This is a genomic window from Sphingosinicella sp. BN140058, from assembly GCF_004135585.1.
Lineage (GTDB): Bacteria > Pseudomonadota > Alphaproteobacteria > Sphingomonadales > Sphingomonadaceae > Allosphingosinicella.
In genome coordinates, this window is sequence record NZ_CP035501.1 from 2855101 (window position 1) to 2867625 (window position 12525).

The 12525-nt window shown below is 66.8% G+C and carries 15 protein-coding genes; 8 read left to right on the forward strand and 7 right to left on the reverse strand.

What is annotated here, in order from left to right:
• Positions 1-7: 7 nt before the first annotated feature.
• Both ETR14_RS12975 and ETR14_RS12980 read left to right on the forward strand, forming a co-directional pair.
• Positions 8-775 (forward strand): isocitrate lyase/phosphoenolpyruvate mutase family protein, encoded by a 768-nt coding sequence (locus tag ETR14_RS12975; protein WP_129385127.1) that lies wholly within the window; start codon positions 8-10, stop codon positions 773-775.
• 41 nt (positions 776-816) lie between these two features.
• Positions 817-1194 (forward strand): VOC family protein, encoded by a 378-nt coding sequence (locus tag ETR14_RS12980; protein ID WP_129385129.1) that lies wholly within the window; start codon positions 817-819, stop codon positions 1192-1194.
• Positions 1195-1210: 16 nt separating this feature from the next.
• Here the strand turns inward: ETR14_RS12980 and ETR14_RS12985 are convergent, their stop codons facing one another.
• Genes ETR14_RS12985 through ETR14_RS12995 form a run of 3 tightly spaced genes read right to left on the reverse strand, consistent with a single transcriptional unit; the run spans position 1211 to position 4093 of the window.
• Positions 1211-1912: a hypothetical protein gene (locus ETR14_RS12985; protein ID WP_129385131.1), complete on the reverse strand. Its 702-nt coding sequence runs from the start codon at positions 1910-1912 to the stop codon at positions 1211-1213.
• Between the two features lies 1 nt (position 1913).
• Positions 1914-3164, reverse strand: a complete 1251-nt coding sequence (locus ETR14_RS12990) for an ABC transporter permease (protein ID WP_129385133.1) — start codon at positions 3162-3164, stop codon at positions 1914-1916.
• Positions 3161-4093, reverse strand: a complete 933-nt coding sequence (locus ETR14_RS12995) for an ABC transporter ATP-binding protein (protein WP_206186038.1) — start codon at positions 4091-4093, stop codon at positions 3161-3163. The genes ETR14_RS12990 and ETR14_RS12995 overlap by 4 nt, the downstream gene beginning before the upstream one ends.
• A 40-nt stretch (positions 4094-4133) precedes the next feature.
• On the opposite strand from ETR14_RS12995, the gene queG reads away from it, so the two are divergent.
• The 3 genes from queG to ETR14_RS13010 all read left to right on the forward strand — a co-directional run bounded on the left by queG (position 4134) and on the right by ETR14_RS13010 (position 6818).
• Positions 4134-5237: a tRNA epoxyqueuosine(34) reductase QueG gene (gene queG, locus ETR14_RS13000; RefSeq protein WP_129385137.1), complete on the forward strand. Its 1104-nt coding sequence runs from the start codon at positions 4134-4136 to the stop codon at positions 5235-5237.
• Between the two features lie 337 nt (positions 5238-5574).
• Positions 5575-6006 (forward strand): hypothetical protein, encoded by a 432-nt coding sequence (locus ETR14_RS13005; protein WP_129385139.1) that lies wholly within the window; start codon positions 5575-5577, stop codon positions 6004-6006.
• Entirely contained in the window at positions 6003-6818 is an 816-nt protein-coding gene (locus ETR14_RS13010; protein WP_371416805.1) for a ferredoxin--NADP reductase, read from the forward strand. Before ETR14_RS13005 ends, ETR14_RS13010 begins: the two co-directional genes overlap by 4 nt.
• Before the next feature lie 10 nt (positions 6819-6828).
• Here the strand turns inward: ETR14_RS13010 and ETR14_RS13015 are convergent, their stop codons facing one another.
• Together ETR14_RS13015 and ETR14_RS13020 are read right to left on the reverse strand one after the other, a co-directional pair.
• Positions 6829-7212 (reverse strand): hypothetical protein, encoded by a 384-nt coding sequence (locus ETR14_RS13015; RefSeq protein WP_129385141.1) that lies wholly within the window; start codon positions 7210-7212, stop codon positions 6829-6831.
• A complete protein-coding gene (locus ETR14_RS13020; protein WP_129385143.1) occupies positions 7209-7895 on the reverse strand; it encodes an EI24 domain-containing protein in 687 nt (228 codons plus the stop codon). The genes ETR14_RS13015 and ETR14_RS13020 overlap by 4 nt, the downstream gene beginning before the upstream one ends.
• Before the next feature lie 96 nt (positions 7896-7991).
• On the opposite strand from ETR14_RS13020, the gene ETR14_RS13025 reads away from it, so the two are divergent.
• The gene (locus tag ETR14_RS13025; RefSeq protein WP_129385145.1) at positions 7992-8990 is read left to right on the forward strand and encodes an adenosine kinase; all 999 of its coding nucleotides are present in this window, start codon (positions 7992-7994) and stop codon (positions 8988-8990) included.
• 218 nt (positions 8991-9208) lie between these two features.
• On the forward strand, positions 9209-9586 hold the full coding sequence (locus ETR14_RS13030) for a response regulator (protein WP_129385147.1): 378 nt from the start codon (positions 9209-9211) through the stop codon (positions 9584-9586).
• A gap of 81 nt (positions 9587-9667) precedes the next feature.
• Here ETR14_RS13030 and ETR14_RS13035 read toward each other — a convergent pair whose 3' ends face one another.
• Positions 9668-11248, reverse strand: coding sequence for an amino acid permease (locus ETR14_RS13035; protein ID WP_129385149.1), 1581 nt, complete (start codon positions 11246-11248; stop codon positions 9668-9670).
• Between the two features lie 137 nt (positions 11249-11385).
• Positions 11386-11763 (reverse strand): HIT domain-containing protein, encoded by a 378-nt coding sequence (locus tag ETR14_RS13040; protein ID WP_129385151.1) that lies wholly within the window; start codon positions 11761-11763, stop codon positions 11386-11388.
• Between the two features lie 181 nt (positions 11764-11944).
• On the opposite strand from ETR14_RS13040, the gene ETR14_RS13045 reads away from it, so the two are divergent.
• Positions 11945-12427: an SspB family protein gene (locus ETR14_RS13045; protein WP_129385153.1), complete on the forward strand. Its 483-nt coding sequence runs from the start codon at positions 11945-11947 to the stop codon at positions 12425-12427.
• Positions 12428-12525 lie beyond the last annotated feature (98 nt).

Here is a 12525-nt window from a genome sequence, read left to right on the forward strand (position 1 = left end):
TCCGGGGATGAGCGTCTGGGGAGAGAAAGCGCGCGCCTTTGCGGCGCTCCACCGGCGGGGCGACCCGTTGATTCTGTTCAACATCTGGGATGCCGGCAGCGCCCGAATCGTCGCCGCGGCCGGGGCCAGGGCGATCGCCACCGGAAGCTGGTCGGTTGCCGAAGCCAATGGCTATGGCGACGGCGAGCAGGTGCCGATCGATTTCGTCCTCGGCAACACCGCCCGGATCGCCAATGCCGTGGAGCTGCCGGTCACGATCGATTTCGAGGGCGGCTATGCCGAGGCACCGGACGACGTGGCGGCGAACGTCGCCGCGCTTGCGGCAGCCGGCGCCATCGGCTGCAATTTCGAGGATCGCATCGTCGGCGGCGATGGCCTGCATGCCCTGGCGCGCCAGGCCGAGCGGATCGCCGCGATCGTCGCCGCCGCGCCGGACGGGTTCTTCGTCAATGCCCGCACCGATGTCTTCCTGTCGGTCGCCCATGTCGAGCACCCGTCGCGCATGGACGAGGCACTGGAACGGGCCCAGGCTTATGCCGACGCCGGCGCCAAGGGGCTGTTCGTGCCCGGGCTCTCCGACGAGCGGCTGATCGAACGGATGTGCGCGGAGAGCCCGCTGCCGGTCAACATCATGGTCTGGCCGGGTACCACGCCCCCGCTCGGCCGCCTTGCCGAACTCGGCGCCGCGCGGATCAGCCATGCCGGGGCGCCCTGGCGGGTGGCGATGCAGGCGCTGGCGGAGCCTGCGGCCGCCGCGCATCGGGGCGAAGGCTGAGGCAACGAACCGAGGATTCACATTCGCGAGGGAGCAACGCGATGGCACGTGTGACCGGACTTGGCGGTGTCTTCTACAAGGTCGAAGACAGCGAGCGCACCGCGCGATGGTACAAGGAGGTGCTCGGCGTCGGCGGCGACTGGGGGGCGATGTTCCCCTGGAAGGCCGAAGCGAGCGGCGAAGCCTACAGCCTGCTGACGCCGTTCAAGGCAACCAGCGACTATTTCGCACCGAGCGATTCCACGTTCATGATCAACCTCCGCGTCGACGATCTCGATGCCTTCACCGCCGAACTGGAGGGCAAGGGAGTCGAGATTCTCGGGCGCCAAAGCGAGGAGTACGGCAAGTTCGCCTGGATCCTCGATTGCGACGGGATCAAGATCGAGCTTTGGGAGCAAATCGGCCCCTCGCCCGTGTGAAGCCCGTTTTGACGCCCTAGTCGAAGCGGAAGCGGACTCGGGCGAGATTTGGCAGCGACGCGTCGTGGAGCGGCGCCCGATAAAGATGGCGATCGCGCAGCACCTGGACCGGCCGAACGTTCTGACCGCTCGTCACCGTTGCCGCTGCGATCGGCCGGTCGCTATATCCATAGATCGCAAATTTCGATCCGAAGCAGCCGCCCGCCGCGTTGAAGGCGGCGCGCGCAACGATCGAAACATGCTGTGCCTCGATCGCCCAGCCGACCAGGCATTGCAGGCGCATGTCACCGAGCAGGCGGTCGCCCTCCGCGGTGCCCGGTGAAAGAACGAGCGGCCGCACTTCGAGCCCCGCGCGAGCTCGATTGGCGACAAGGGTCCAGTCGTCGGCGGAGAGATCGGGGAGAACGAAGCGTCCCGCCGGATCGAGCGGCAACGGGATCACGTCGGCGCCACGCCGGAGGGAGAGAGTGATCCCGGCCAGCGGTTTCGCCCCCGTTGCCTTTACCTGAAAGAGCAGGGTCGCCTCCGGAGCGTAGACCGGCTTTCCCTTGCGGAAGGCCCGGAGCGCTTTGCGGAGTTCCTTTACCGAAAGGCGATAGGGGTTCTTGACCGCGACGATGACGATCTCGGACTCGGCGGAGTCGGCCTGGTCCGTCGGAGCCGCCGCGGTTCCGCTGCCCAAGGCGATGAGTGCGAGAGCCGCAGCCCGCCTCTTCACGTCACGCTCCGGCGGATGTCGGGTCCGGGCTGCCGCGCCGCCCGAACCGAATGCCCTTGCGCGCGCCGCCGCCTTCGCCGGACTTGAGCACGTTCCTGCGAAACAGCATCGCGCCCAGGCTGACGATCAGCCAGACCCAGAGCGCCTGCCAGAGAATCGCGACGAGATGCGGCCAGAGGTCCTCGAGCTGCGCCGCCCTCGCCACCATCGTCAGCGGGGAACTGAACGGCACCGCGGCGGCGGCGATGCCGAGCAGGCTGTTGGGCTGGCCGACGGAGAAGGAGGCGAACAGGAAGATCAGCAATTGGGCGACGGTCACCGGCATCGACAGGGTCTGCACCTCGCGCACCGAATTGGCCTGACTGCCGATGCCGAGAAACACGGCGCCGAGCAGGAGATAATTGGCCGCATAATAAATCAGGCCGAGCAGAATGTAGAGCGGCCATCCGACCGCGGGCTCCGGCAGGCTGCCCAGGCCTTCGCCCCATAGCAGCGAGGCGGTGATCCCGCCGACCGCCCAGACGGCGATGCCGACGCAGGAGATTGCCAGCATCGACACGAGCTTGCCGACGAAGATCGCATCGATCGGAACCGCCGCCGCAAGCACCTCGATGATCTTGTTGCCTTTTTCCTCCAGCAGATTGGACAGCAGCATGCCGGCGAGCAGGACGGTCAGCATGAACAGCAGCAGCTGGGTGGCGCGGGCGGTGATCGCGCGCAGGGTTGCGACGCTGCCGGCCGATTGCGCGACGGGAACCACGCGAATCCGGGTCGGCGCGATCGGCGCGGCGGCGAGCGCCTGCGTCTGCCGGGCTTCGTCCAGGATCAAGGTGATCTGCTTGTGCTGCAGGCCGCCCCGCGACAGCGATCCGGTGAGGGTCGGCCGGTCGGGGATCCCGGTCAGCACTGCAACGACCTTCTTGTCGCGAGCGCCGAGCAGTTGCTGGATCTGATCGGAGACGACGTAATCGGGGTCGAAGCGAACGAGATCCGGCAATGCTCGCTCGCCGAATGCGGGATCGAGCCGCGCCTTGGCCTGTGCTACCGATGCGAACGCAGCCTTGCTTGCGATTACCGCCACCGTGGGCTTGATGTCCTGCCGCGCCATCTTCTCCGTCGTATCGGTGAACAGGACGGAGATGGTGATGATCACCAGCGGCCCGAGAAGAAACAGCAGGAAGGTGCGCGACCACACCGTTGCCATGAAGTCGCGGCGGCCGATCACGAAGGCGGCTCTGGCGAAGCTCTTCATCGGGACGCATCCTCCTGCATCTGGCGGGCGGCCGCTTCGCCGGCGATCGCCACGAACGCGTCGTGCAGCCCCGGCCGCTCGATAGACAATTCCTCGATTCCGGCGCCGCCGTCGATCAGGGCCTTGAGCAAAGGTTCGATCCCGGCCGGCGGCAGCTCGAAATGCCAGACGCCGTCGATCTTGTCGGTGCCGGCTGGGAGGGCGTTCCGCCACGGTCCGTCGGCGTTGCGGGTGCGCAGGCGCACCTGCGGGCGCAGACGCTGCCGCGCGTCCTCGACCGTGCCCTCGAAGCGGATCCGGCCGCCGGCGATGATCGCGACCCGCTCGCACAGCCGTTCGGCGTGCGCGATCACATGGGTGGAGAAGATCACCGTCGCGCCGGCGGCGGCCTCGTCGCGGATCAGCGTCTCCAGCCTACCCTGGTTGATCGCGTCGAGGCCGGAAAACGGCTCGTCGAGGACGATCAGCTTCGGCCGGTGCACGATCGTGCCGAACAGTTGGACGGTCTGGGCCATGCCTTTCGATAGGGCCTTGATCGGCTTGTCGACATAGTCGCCGAGGCCATTGTCGCGCAGCAGGCCTTCCGCCCGGGCGCGTCCGACCGACAGAGGCAGACCGCGCAACGCGCCGATGAAGGCGATCGATTCCCGCGCCGACATGGCTTGATAGAGGCCGCGCTCTTCGGGCAGGTAGCCGACCTGCTCGGCGGCATCGAGCGGCGAGGCATGGCCGAGCAGGCGCCGTTCGCCACGATCGGGATCGATGATACCGAGCAGCATGCGCAGGGTCGTGGTCTTGCCGGCGCCGTTGGGGCCGAGGATGCCGTAGATACTGCCTTGCGGGACGGCGATATCGACTCCATCGACCGCGGTCTTGCCGTCGAAGGCCTTGAAGAGGCCTTTCGCTTCAATAGCTAAGCCATTGCCCACGCTGTCGTACCCCCTGCGGCAAATGTGGTAGCGGGGACCGATGAACCAAGGCAAGCCCGGGTTGCGCGAGAGGATGGAGGCCAAGGCGAGGGAACTCGGCTTCGCCGCCGTCGGCGTCGCGCGTGCCGATGCCGCCCCGAAGACGGGCGAGCGGTTGCGTCAATGGCTGGCGGGCGGCGCTCATGGCGACATGCTGTGGATGGCGGAGACTGCCGATCGGCGCGCCTCGCCCGCCGGCCTGTGGCCCGACGTGCGGTCGGTGATCTCGCTCGGCATGAGCTATGCCCCCTCCATCGATCCGCTCGCGCTCGCCGGGCGGCCGGAGATCGGCCGTGTCTCGGTCTACGCACAGGGCGCCGATTATCACGACATCGTCAAGAAAGCGCTGAAGGCGCTGGCCCGCTGGCTGGTCGAGGAGGCCGGGTGCGAACTCAAGGTTTTCGTCGACACCGCCCCGGTGATGGAGAAGCCGCTCGCCGAGGCGGCCGGGCTCGGCTGGCAGGGCAAGCACACCAATCTGGTGAGCCGCAAGGACGGGAGCTGGCTGTTCCTCGGCGCAATCTACACGACCCTGGAGCTCGCAGCGGGGGGCGATGCGCCGATGTCCCCGGAGCCGCTGCCGGAGCATCTCGGGCCGGCGCTCCCACCGCACCGTGTGCATTGCGGAAGCTGCAGCGCCTGCCTCGACGCCTGCCCGACGGGTGCTTTCCCCGCTCCGTTCCAGCTCGATGCGCGGCGCTGCATTTCTTATCTCACCATCGAGCATAAGGGCCCCATTCCGGAAGCGTTTCGCGAGGCGATCGGAAACCGTATCTACGGCTGTGACGATTGCCTGTCGGTCTGTCCGTGGAACCGTTTCGCCGACACGGCCCGGCGCAACCAGGCTTTTCTGCCGCGGGCCGAGCTCACCGCGCCGGCGCTTGCCGACATCCTCGCGCTCGACGACGCCGCCTTCCGAACCGTCTTCGCCGGATCCCCGATCAAGCGAATCGGCCGCAACCGCATGGTCCGTAATGCGGCGATTGCGGCGGGGAATAGCGGCTGCACCGATCTGATTTCTGCGCTCGAACCCCTTGCCAACGACCCGGATCCCGTCGTCGCGGACGCAGCCGCCTGGGCCCTGGCGAGGCTGCGTCGCGCCTGACCTCCCGGGTTTTCGAGACGCTCGTCACCGGGCGCTGATCAGCTCACTGCCAATCCCCAAAACCTAGTTGCTAATGAGAGTGACTCGCAATAGAGATGGGTGTGGTCAGGCGACTGGAGGATGGCTGCGGGCCAGGTCTGTTTTCTCATCCCGTTCGGGCTGAGCCCGTCGTAGCCCTCTCTTTTCCTGTCCTAAGGCACGAGAAGGGTTGGGCTTCGACAAGCTCAGCGCGAACGGTCTTACCGGGATCCGGAATGCCGCACCCGATGAGCGTCTTGTCGGTGGGACCGGCGTCGCAGCGGCCGGTTGCGCCGCACAATGCTGAAGAAGGGAAATCATGTATCTCTATGTCGATCGTCCCTGCGTAGCTCTTGCGCCGGGCAGCCGCTTCGTTCTCGCCGCCATGCGCGAATGGGTTGCCGCGGTGCGTGAGGGACGCTGCGCCTGCCGGGCGCTGGCGCCGGGTTTCGCCGCCGCCGGCGCGCGCGATGTGCTTGCGCCCTTCCAGATGATGATGGCGATCCTCAACCGGGACGGCCTTCGTCCGCTCGGCTTCGGTGCCCGCTGCCGGCAGACCGTGGCGGAGGACGAAGCCGTGTTGCTCGGCCTCCTCGATCAGGCCGGATCGGAGCGCGCCCGCGTCGACGCCGCCAGGGCACTGGTTGCGGCCGACATGGTGCCGGCGCTCTCGAAAGCCCTCGCGGCGGTCGCGGCCGGTCTGATCGATGCGCCCGCCTCTCGCTGCAGCCGTGGGAAGGAAGGCCGTTGAACGCACCCGTTCGCCTGCCGCTGGTTCAGCCCGATCAGCCCGCCTTCGATACCGTCGCCGTCCGCTGGGTCCGTCACTGGAACGCGCATCTCTTCAGCCTCGCGCTCGATCGGCCGCGCAGTTTCCGCTTCCGCTCCGGCGAGTTCGTCCTGCTCGGGCTGCACGCCGGCGGCAAGCCGCTGATGCGCGCTTATTCGATCGCAAGCGCCGCTTATGCGGACGAACTGGAATTCCTCTCGATCAAGGTTCCCGACGGACCCTTGACCTCGCGCCTCCAGCGCGTCGAGCCGGGCGATCAGCTCTATCTCGGCCGCAAGCCGACCGGCACCCTGGTCACCGACGCACTGACGCCCGGCAGCCGATTGTTCCTGCTCTCGACCGGGACGGGCCTTGCCCCGTTCCTAAGCCTGCTGCGAGATCCGGACACCTATGAGCGCTTCGCCCAGATCGTTCTGGTCCATTCGGTGCGACGGGTGAGCGATCTTGCCTGGCGCGACCAATTGACCGCCCAACTCGCCGACGACCCGCTGATCCGCGACCAGGCCTTGCTCCAGCTCACCTATCTGCCGACCGTGACCCGGGAGCCATTCCCGACCCGGGGCCGCATTCAGGCGCTCATCGATAACAACATCCTGTTCGGACCGCCGGTTCATGGGCCGGCTCGGCTCGATCCCGCTCTCGACCGCGTGATGCTGTGCGGCAGCAGCGCCATGATCTCGGATCTGTCCGGCCGCCTGGCTGCCCTTGGCTTCGAGGAGGGGTCGAATGCACGCCCGGCGCATTTCGCGGTGGAGCGCGCTTTCGTCGGATGATCGTCCGCGCTCAGCGGTGCTGGGTCGCCTTCCCGAGCGCCGCGACGCAGCTCGCGCGATCGAAATCGCGCCCGTCGGGCAGGCGCGCGTCGACATGGATGACGATCGGATCGCCTCCGCCGCGTGGCGGATAGAAATAGACGTCGAGCACGCACGCCGGTCCCGAAAATTGCAGCTTGCGCGCCGAACCTTCGCGAACGTCGAGCTCGGGCCGGCCGAACTGCGCTTCGATGACCCGGGCGGTGCGGCCGATCACGGTTTCGAGACCGACGACGCTGTAGACGCGCGGCGGCGGCAACTGGACTCGCGGCGCTGTCGTGGCAGTCCCTTCGGTCTTGGCGACGCAGGCCCCCAGGATCGGCAGCAGCAGGAGAGGCGCGATTTGGAGCTTCATCTCTTGCCCTTGTGGAACATGTGCGTGGCAGCCGCTGCCCCTAACAAAGGCGCGAGCAGATTGGCAAAGGGAATGAGGAACAGCCAGGTCGCACCCAGGCCGAGCAGCGCCCGCTGGGGCCGAGTCCGCTTCAGCCATGCGTCGAACGCCGCGCCGTCGAGGTGCCGTGCCGCCACCATTTCGCCAAGGTCCCGGCCGAGCGCCAGGCTGTTGACGGCCGAGAACAGGAGCAGCGGACCGAGGCCGGTGATCAAAAGCAGGACGTAGAAAGGCAAAGCGATCAGGTTCCACAGCAGAAGGCGCGCCACCGATCGCGCTGACAGAGCAAGGCTTCGTGGGAGCGGTACGGGCCGCCCTCTGGCTCCAGGGTAATGGCGGGCTTCGACCGCTTCGACGATCTCGTCGGAGAAGATGCCGATGACGCCGATGGCGATCGCCGGGAACAGGAACACGAGTGCGGCACCCCCAAGCAGCAGCGCCGCAACCGTGCCGCCCCCGGCCCCCAGCCGGCAGCGGCCGCCAATCCAGGGGTTGGCGCAGGGATCCACGCCGGCGAGGAGCCATCCGGCCGCGCCGGCGACGAGCCCGAACAGCAGCAGCGTCAGCAGCAGCGATTTGACCAATACCTTCAGAAAGGCACGGTCCCCGATCTGGCCGAAGGCGAGGGCAAAAGCGGAAAGCATCCGCCTTGCTGCCCCGTGAGACTCGCGCTGGTCAAGGTTGATCGCTCCGTGCCGCGCGGCTACGGCCCGATCTTTCCCGGCTGAGAAAGAGAGAATGTGACCGATACCCGCCTCGACGTCCTTTGCATCGGCAATGCCATTGTCGACGTCATCGCCGTCGCCGACGAAGGCTTCCTTGTCGCCGAGGGGCTCGACAAGGGATCGATGCGGCTGATCGATGCGGACGAGGCGACGCGGCTCTATGGCAAGATGGGTCCCGGCCGCGAGATCAGCGGCGGCTCGGCCGGCAACACGGCCGCGGGCATCGCCATGCTCGGCGCCCGGGCGGGCTTCGTCGGTCAGGTCGCGAACGATCAATTGGGTGAAGTCTACGCCCACGACATCCGCTCGATCGGGGTGGAATTCACCACGCCCTTCCGCGACAGCGGCGACGTTCCGACCGCGCGCTGCCTCATCCTCGTCACGCCCGATGCGCAGCGGACGATGAACACCTTCCTCGGCGCAGCCCAGCATCTCGACACCGCCAGGCTCGACGAAGCGCAGGTGAAGGATGCCGCCATCCTCTATCTCGAAGGCTATCTGTGGGATCCGGAGACGCCGCGTGCGGCCATGGAGCGCGCGATCGAAGTGGCGCATGCGGCGGGTCGCCGCGTCGCCTTCACCCTGTCGGACAGCTTCTGCGTCGATCGTCACCGTGACGGTTTCCTGAAGCTGATCGACGACAAGAAGGTCGACATTCTGTTCGCCAACGAGGCTGAGATCATCTCGCTGAGCGGCAGCGACGATTTCGACGCGGCAATCGCCAGCATCGCACCGCGGGTTCCGCTGCTCGTCGTCACCAGGAGCGAGAAGGGTGCGGTTGCGGTCCAGAACGGCCAGCGCGTCGACGTTCCGGCGGAGCCGGTCGCCCAGATCGTCGACACCACCGGCGCAGGCGACCTGTTCGCCGCCGGCTTCCTCACCGGGATTGCCCAGCACCGAAGCCTTGAGGACAGTCTCCGGATCGGCGCGATCGCCGCCGCCGAAGTCATCTCTCTTTACGGCGCCCGCCCGGAAGCCGATCTGAAGGCCATGGTCGCGCAGAAGCTCGGCTGACGCGAGGCGCGGCGAAAGCAGGGCTGCCGCCGGCCGTCCGCTGCGCCGCGTCCACCGGCAGTGCGTGCGCTCCGACCGATGTCCTGAGCCGATTCATGCGATCTGCCGCATGTCGGGAAGCGCGCCCTCGCGCGTCTAAAGCTTAAGCGGCGACAACGGGCACGGCAGCATCCGTTCAGCGGACGCTGCTTAGTGACGGCGCAAAGGAGAATCGCGCGGTGTCACCTGACAGCCTCTATCTGGTGGAATGCGATCCGGGGGCGGCGGCGATGCCGCGCGCTCTGCTGACCGCACACGGCTACGACGTTCATGTCGTCGCCGCAGAGGATTTCACGGATCAGGCCGGACGCTGCTCGGGCGCCGTTCTGGTCGCCACCTCCGGGCCCGAGATGCTTTGCGCGCGCGAGGTGCTTCAGGCGCTCGGCGGAAGGGCGGCGCGGGTGCCTGCGATCATCCTTCGCCCGGGCTGCGACGCCGGCGATGCCGCGAAGCTGCTCAACACCGGGGCGTACGACATCGTTGACGAGCCGGAGCCCGGTGAGGCTCTGCTGCGCGCCCTGTTCCCGCTCGTCAAAGGATCCGGGCTGCCGGTGTGAGGGCGGGCGGCGCTGTCGCCGAGGAGAAGCGCAACAAAAAAGGGAGGCTTTCGCCTCCCTTTTTCCTGATCGTCGCCTCGCTCAGCGCGGGTCCGAAACGCCGGGCACGTCCGGCGCGAGATCATGAATCTCGGGCTCGTGGACCTCGACGATGCCGCGGCCGAGATGACTGACATGGCGGCCATAGACCAGATAGACCAGGATGCCGATCGCCGCCCACACGACGAACACCAGGATCGCCTGCCAAGGAAGGTTGAGGAACAGGAAGATCGTCCCCGCAATGGTCAGCGGACCGATCAGCCAGAGGGCGGGGGTCTTGAACGATCGTTGGACGTTGGGCGCCGTGCGGCGCAGGATCATCACGCAGAACGCGACCATCATGAACGCGTAGAGCGTTCCTGCATTGGCCCAGTCGGCGAGCTGACCGACCGGGAAGAAGGCCGCGCCCAGAGCCGTGACGACGCCGGTGATTCCGGTAACGATGTGCGGAGTCTTCCACTTCGGATGCACCGTCGCCAGCCGGGCCGGCAGCAGCCCGTCCCGCGCCATCACGAAGAAGATGCGGGTCTGGCCGAACAGCAGGATCAGGATGACGGAGGGCAATGCGAAGCCGGCTGCGTAGCCGAGCGCGTTGCCGACACCGGACCAGCCGATCTGGCGAAGGACATGGGCGAGCGCCTCGTTCGAGCAGACCAGGGCGTCGGCATATTGGGGCAGCGCGCATTGACGGGCCAGTTCCTCGGATCCGGTCGGGAAGGGGATTCCGTTCGGCCCCATGATCGGCTGTCCGCCGACGGTGCCGATCGCGCCGGCTGCGACCAGGATGTAGAAGATCGTGCAGAAGAGCAGCGATCCGATCAGGCCGATGGGAACGTTGCGCTGGGGGTTCTTGGTCTCCTCGGCTGCGGTCGAGACCGCGTCGAAGCCGACATAAGCGAAGAAGATGGTGGCAGCCGCGCCGACGGCGCCGACTCCAGTGCCGAGGCCGCCGAAGATCCCGGCGGGCAGGAACGGATTGAAGCGCTCGGCGGAGAAATGCTCGTTCGGCAGGGTAAGGAGAATGAACGCGGTCAGCGCAGTCACCTTGATCGCGACCAGCACGGCGTTGACGCGGGCGGATTCGCTGGTGCCGATCATCAGCAGCCAGGTCACCAGCAGAGCGATTGCGGCAGCCGGGAGGTTGACCAGACCGCCGGGGGCGCCGCCAAGGGCGAGCGGCCCTGCCGTCATCCATGGCGGCAACGTGACGCCCAGTGTCTGGTTGAGGAAGGTGCCGGTGAAGTAACCGGACCAGCCGACCGAGACGGCGCTGGCGGCGACCAGATATTCGAGCACGAGCGCCCAGCCGACGGTCCAGGCGAGGAATTCGCCCATCGAAGCATAGGTATAGGTGTAGGCGGAGCCGGCCACCGGCACCATCGCTGCAATCTCGGCATAGCAGAGCGCGGCGACGATGCAGATGGCACCGGCGATCGCGAAGGCCAGCATCAGCCCCGGCCCGGCTTTCTGCGCGCCCGCCGCCGTCAAAACGAAGATGCCGGTTCCGATCACGCAGCCGATGCCGAACAGAGTCAGCTGGAACGCGCCCAGCGTACGGTGCAGCGACTTTTTCTCGGCGGTGGCAAGAATGGCATCGAGAGGCTTTACGCGCCCGAAAATCATTTACCCGTCCCCTTGGAAAAACATGGGCGCGTCTGAGGGCGCCCTTCTTGGAATGGCGCGGAACCTAAACGCTAAATCCTCGGGCGCAAAGCAGGAAAGCGGCGCGGGCGGGACGCGTACCCGGCGCCAGGAGGCGTTCAGCGGGCAAGCATCGGCCCGAGCGGGCGGCCGCCGAACAGGTGAACATGGAGGTGCGGCACCTCCTGTCCGCCATGGCCGCCGACGTTGGCGAGAAGGCGGTAGCCGGGTGTCACCAGATCGTGCGACCGCGCGACGTGGCCGATCGCGCGGACGAAGCCGGCGATCTCGGCGTCCGAGCCTCGGGCGGAGAAATCTTCCCACGAGACGTAAGCACCCTTGGGAATGATCAGGATGTGGGTCGGCGCGGCCGGGTTGATGTCGTGGAAGGCAAGCGCCCATTCGTCCTCGTAGACAGTCCGGTTCGGTATCTCGCCGCGGAGGATTTTGGCGAAGATGTTGGCGTGATCATAGGGGCTGGTCGCGTCGATCGCCATGGATGGAGTTCCTTGTCTGCTGGCCTGCTCAGGGGCAGCCTTAGGACCTCCTCGCCGGACGGGAAAGTATCGCCGCATCGCCCGGGACGCATGCGCAATCGCCCCCCGGATTGCACCGATCTCGTGCAGTCCGAGCGCGCAAATGCTTGACCCGCTCGGACGCGGCGCTACCACGGGCCTCATGCAGGACGATATGCCCGATAGCCTGATTCCCTATGACGAGATCGTGCAGGAGGCCCTGCGCGCGGTCGTCGGCCGCGTGCTTGGCGAAGTGGAATCGACCGGGCGGCTTCCCGGCGAGCACCATTTCTACATTACCTTCAAGACCGCGGCCGCGGGCGTCGATATTCCGCGCCACCTTTCCGAGCGGTTCCCCGACGAGATGACCATCGTCATCCAGAACCGCTTTTGGGATCTGAAGGTTGCGGAAGACGGCTTCGAAGTCGGTCTCAGCTTCAATCAGATGCCGGCTCGGCTCGTCATTCCCTTCTCCGCGATTACCGGCTTCGTCGATCCGGCGGTCAATTTCGCCCTGCAGTTCCAGGCGCAGGCGGACGAAGCCGATCTCCAGGATCATGAGCAGGCGGAGAACGACCATCCCGCCCCCGAGCCGGTCGAGGATGGGTCGAACGTCGTCTCGATCGATTTCAGCCGCAAGAAGTAAGCGGCGCGCCGCCGTCGTCGCAGCAAAGCTGAGCTTGTAGAGCGGCCACCGAGGTGGTCTCCGTGTCTGCGTGCCCTCGAAGGGCGCGTTGTCCTTTC

Excerpts from the sequence above, each read along its gene's own strand:
- ETR14_RS12990 (WP_129385133.1), bottom strand. The coding sequence starts at position 3,164 with ATGAAGAGCTTCGCCAGAGCCGCCTTCGTGATCGGCCGCCGCGACTTC.
- ETR14_RS13045 (WP_129385153.1), top strand. The coding sequence starts at position 11,945 with ATGCAGGACGATATGCCCGATAGCCTGATTCCCTATGACGAGATCGTG.
- queG (WP_129385137.1), top strand. The coding sequence starts at position 4,134 with ATGAACCAAGGCAAGCCCGGGTTGCGCGAGAGGATGGAGGCCAAGGCG.
- ETR14_RS12975 (WP_129385127.1), top strand. The coding sequence starts at position 8 with ATGAGCGTCTGGGGAGAGAAAGCGCGCGCCTTTGCGGCGCTCCACCGG.
- ETR14_RS13005 (WP_129385139.1), top strand. The coding sequence starts at position 5,575 with ATGTATCTCTATGTCGATCGTCCCTGCGTAGCTCTTGCGCCGGGCAGC.
- ETR14_RS13020 (WP_129385143.1), bottom strand. The coding sequence starts at position 7,895 with ATGCTTTCCGCTTTTGCCCTCGCCTTCGGCCAGATCGGGGACCGTGCC.
- ETR14_RS13040 (WP_129385151.1), bottom strand. The coding sequence starts at position 11,763 with ATGGCGATCGACGCGACCAGCCCCTATGATCACGCCAACATCTTCGCC.
- ETR14_RS13035 (WP_129385149.1), bottom strand. The coding sequence starts at position 11,248 with ATGATTTTCGGGCGCGTAAAGCCTCTCGATGCCATTCTTGCCACCGCC.
- ETR14_RS13015 (WP_129385141.1), bottom strand. The coding sequence starts at position 7,212 with ATGAAGCTCCAAATCGCGCCTCTCCTGCTGCTGCCGATCCTGGGGGCC.
- ETR14_RS12980 (WP_129385129.1), top strand. The coding sequence starts at position 817 with ATGGCACGTGTGACCGGACTTGGCGGTGTCTTCTACAAGGTCGAAGAC.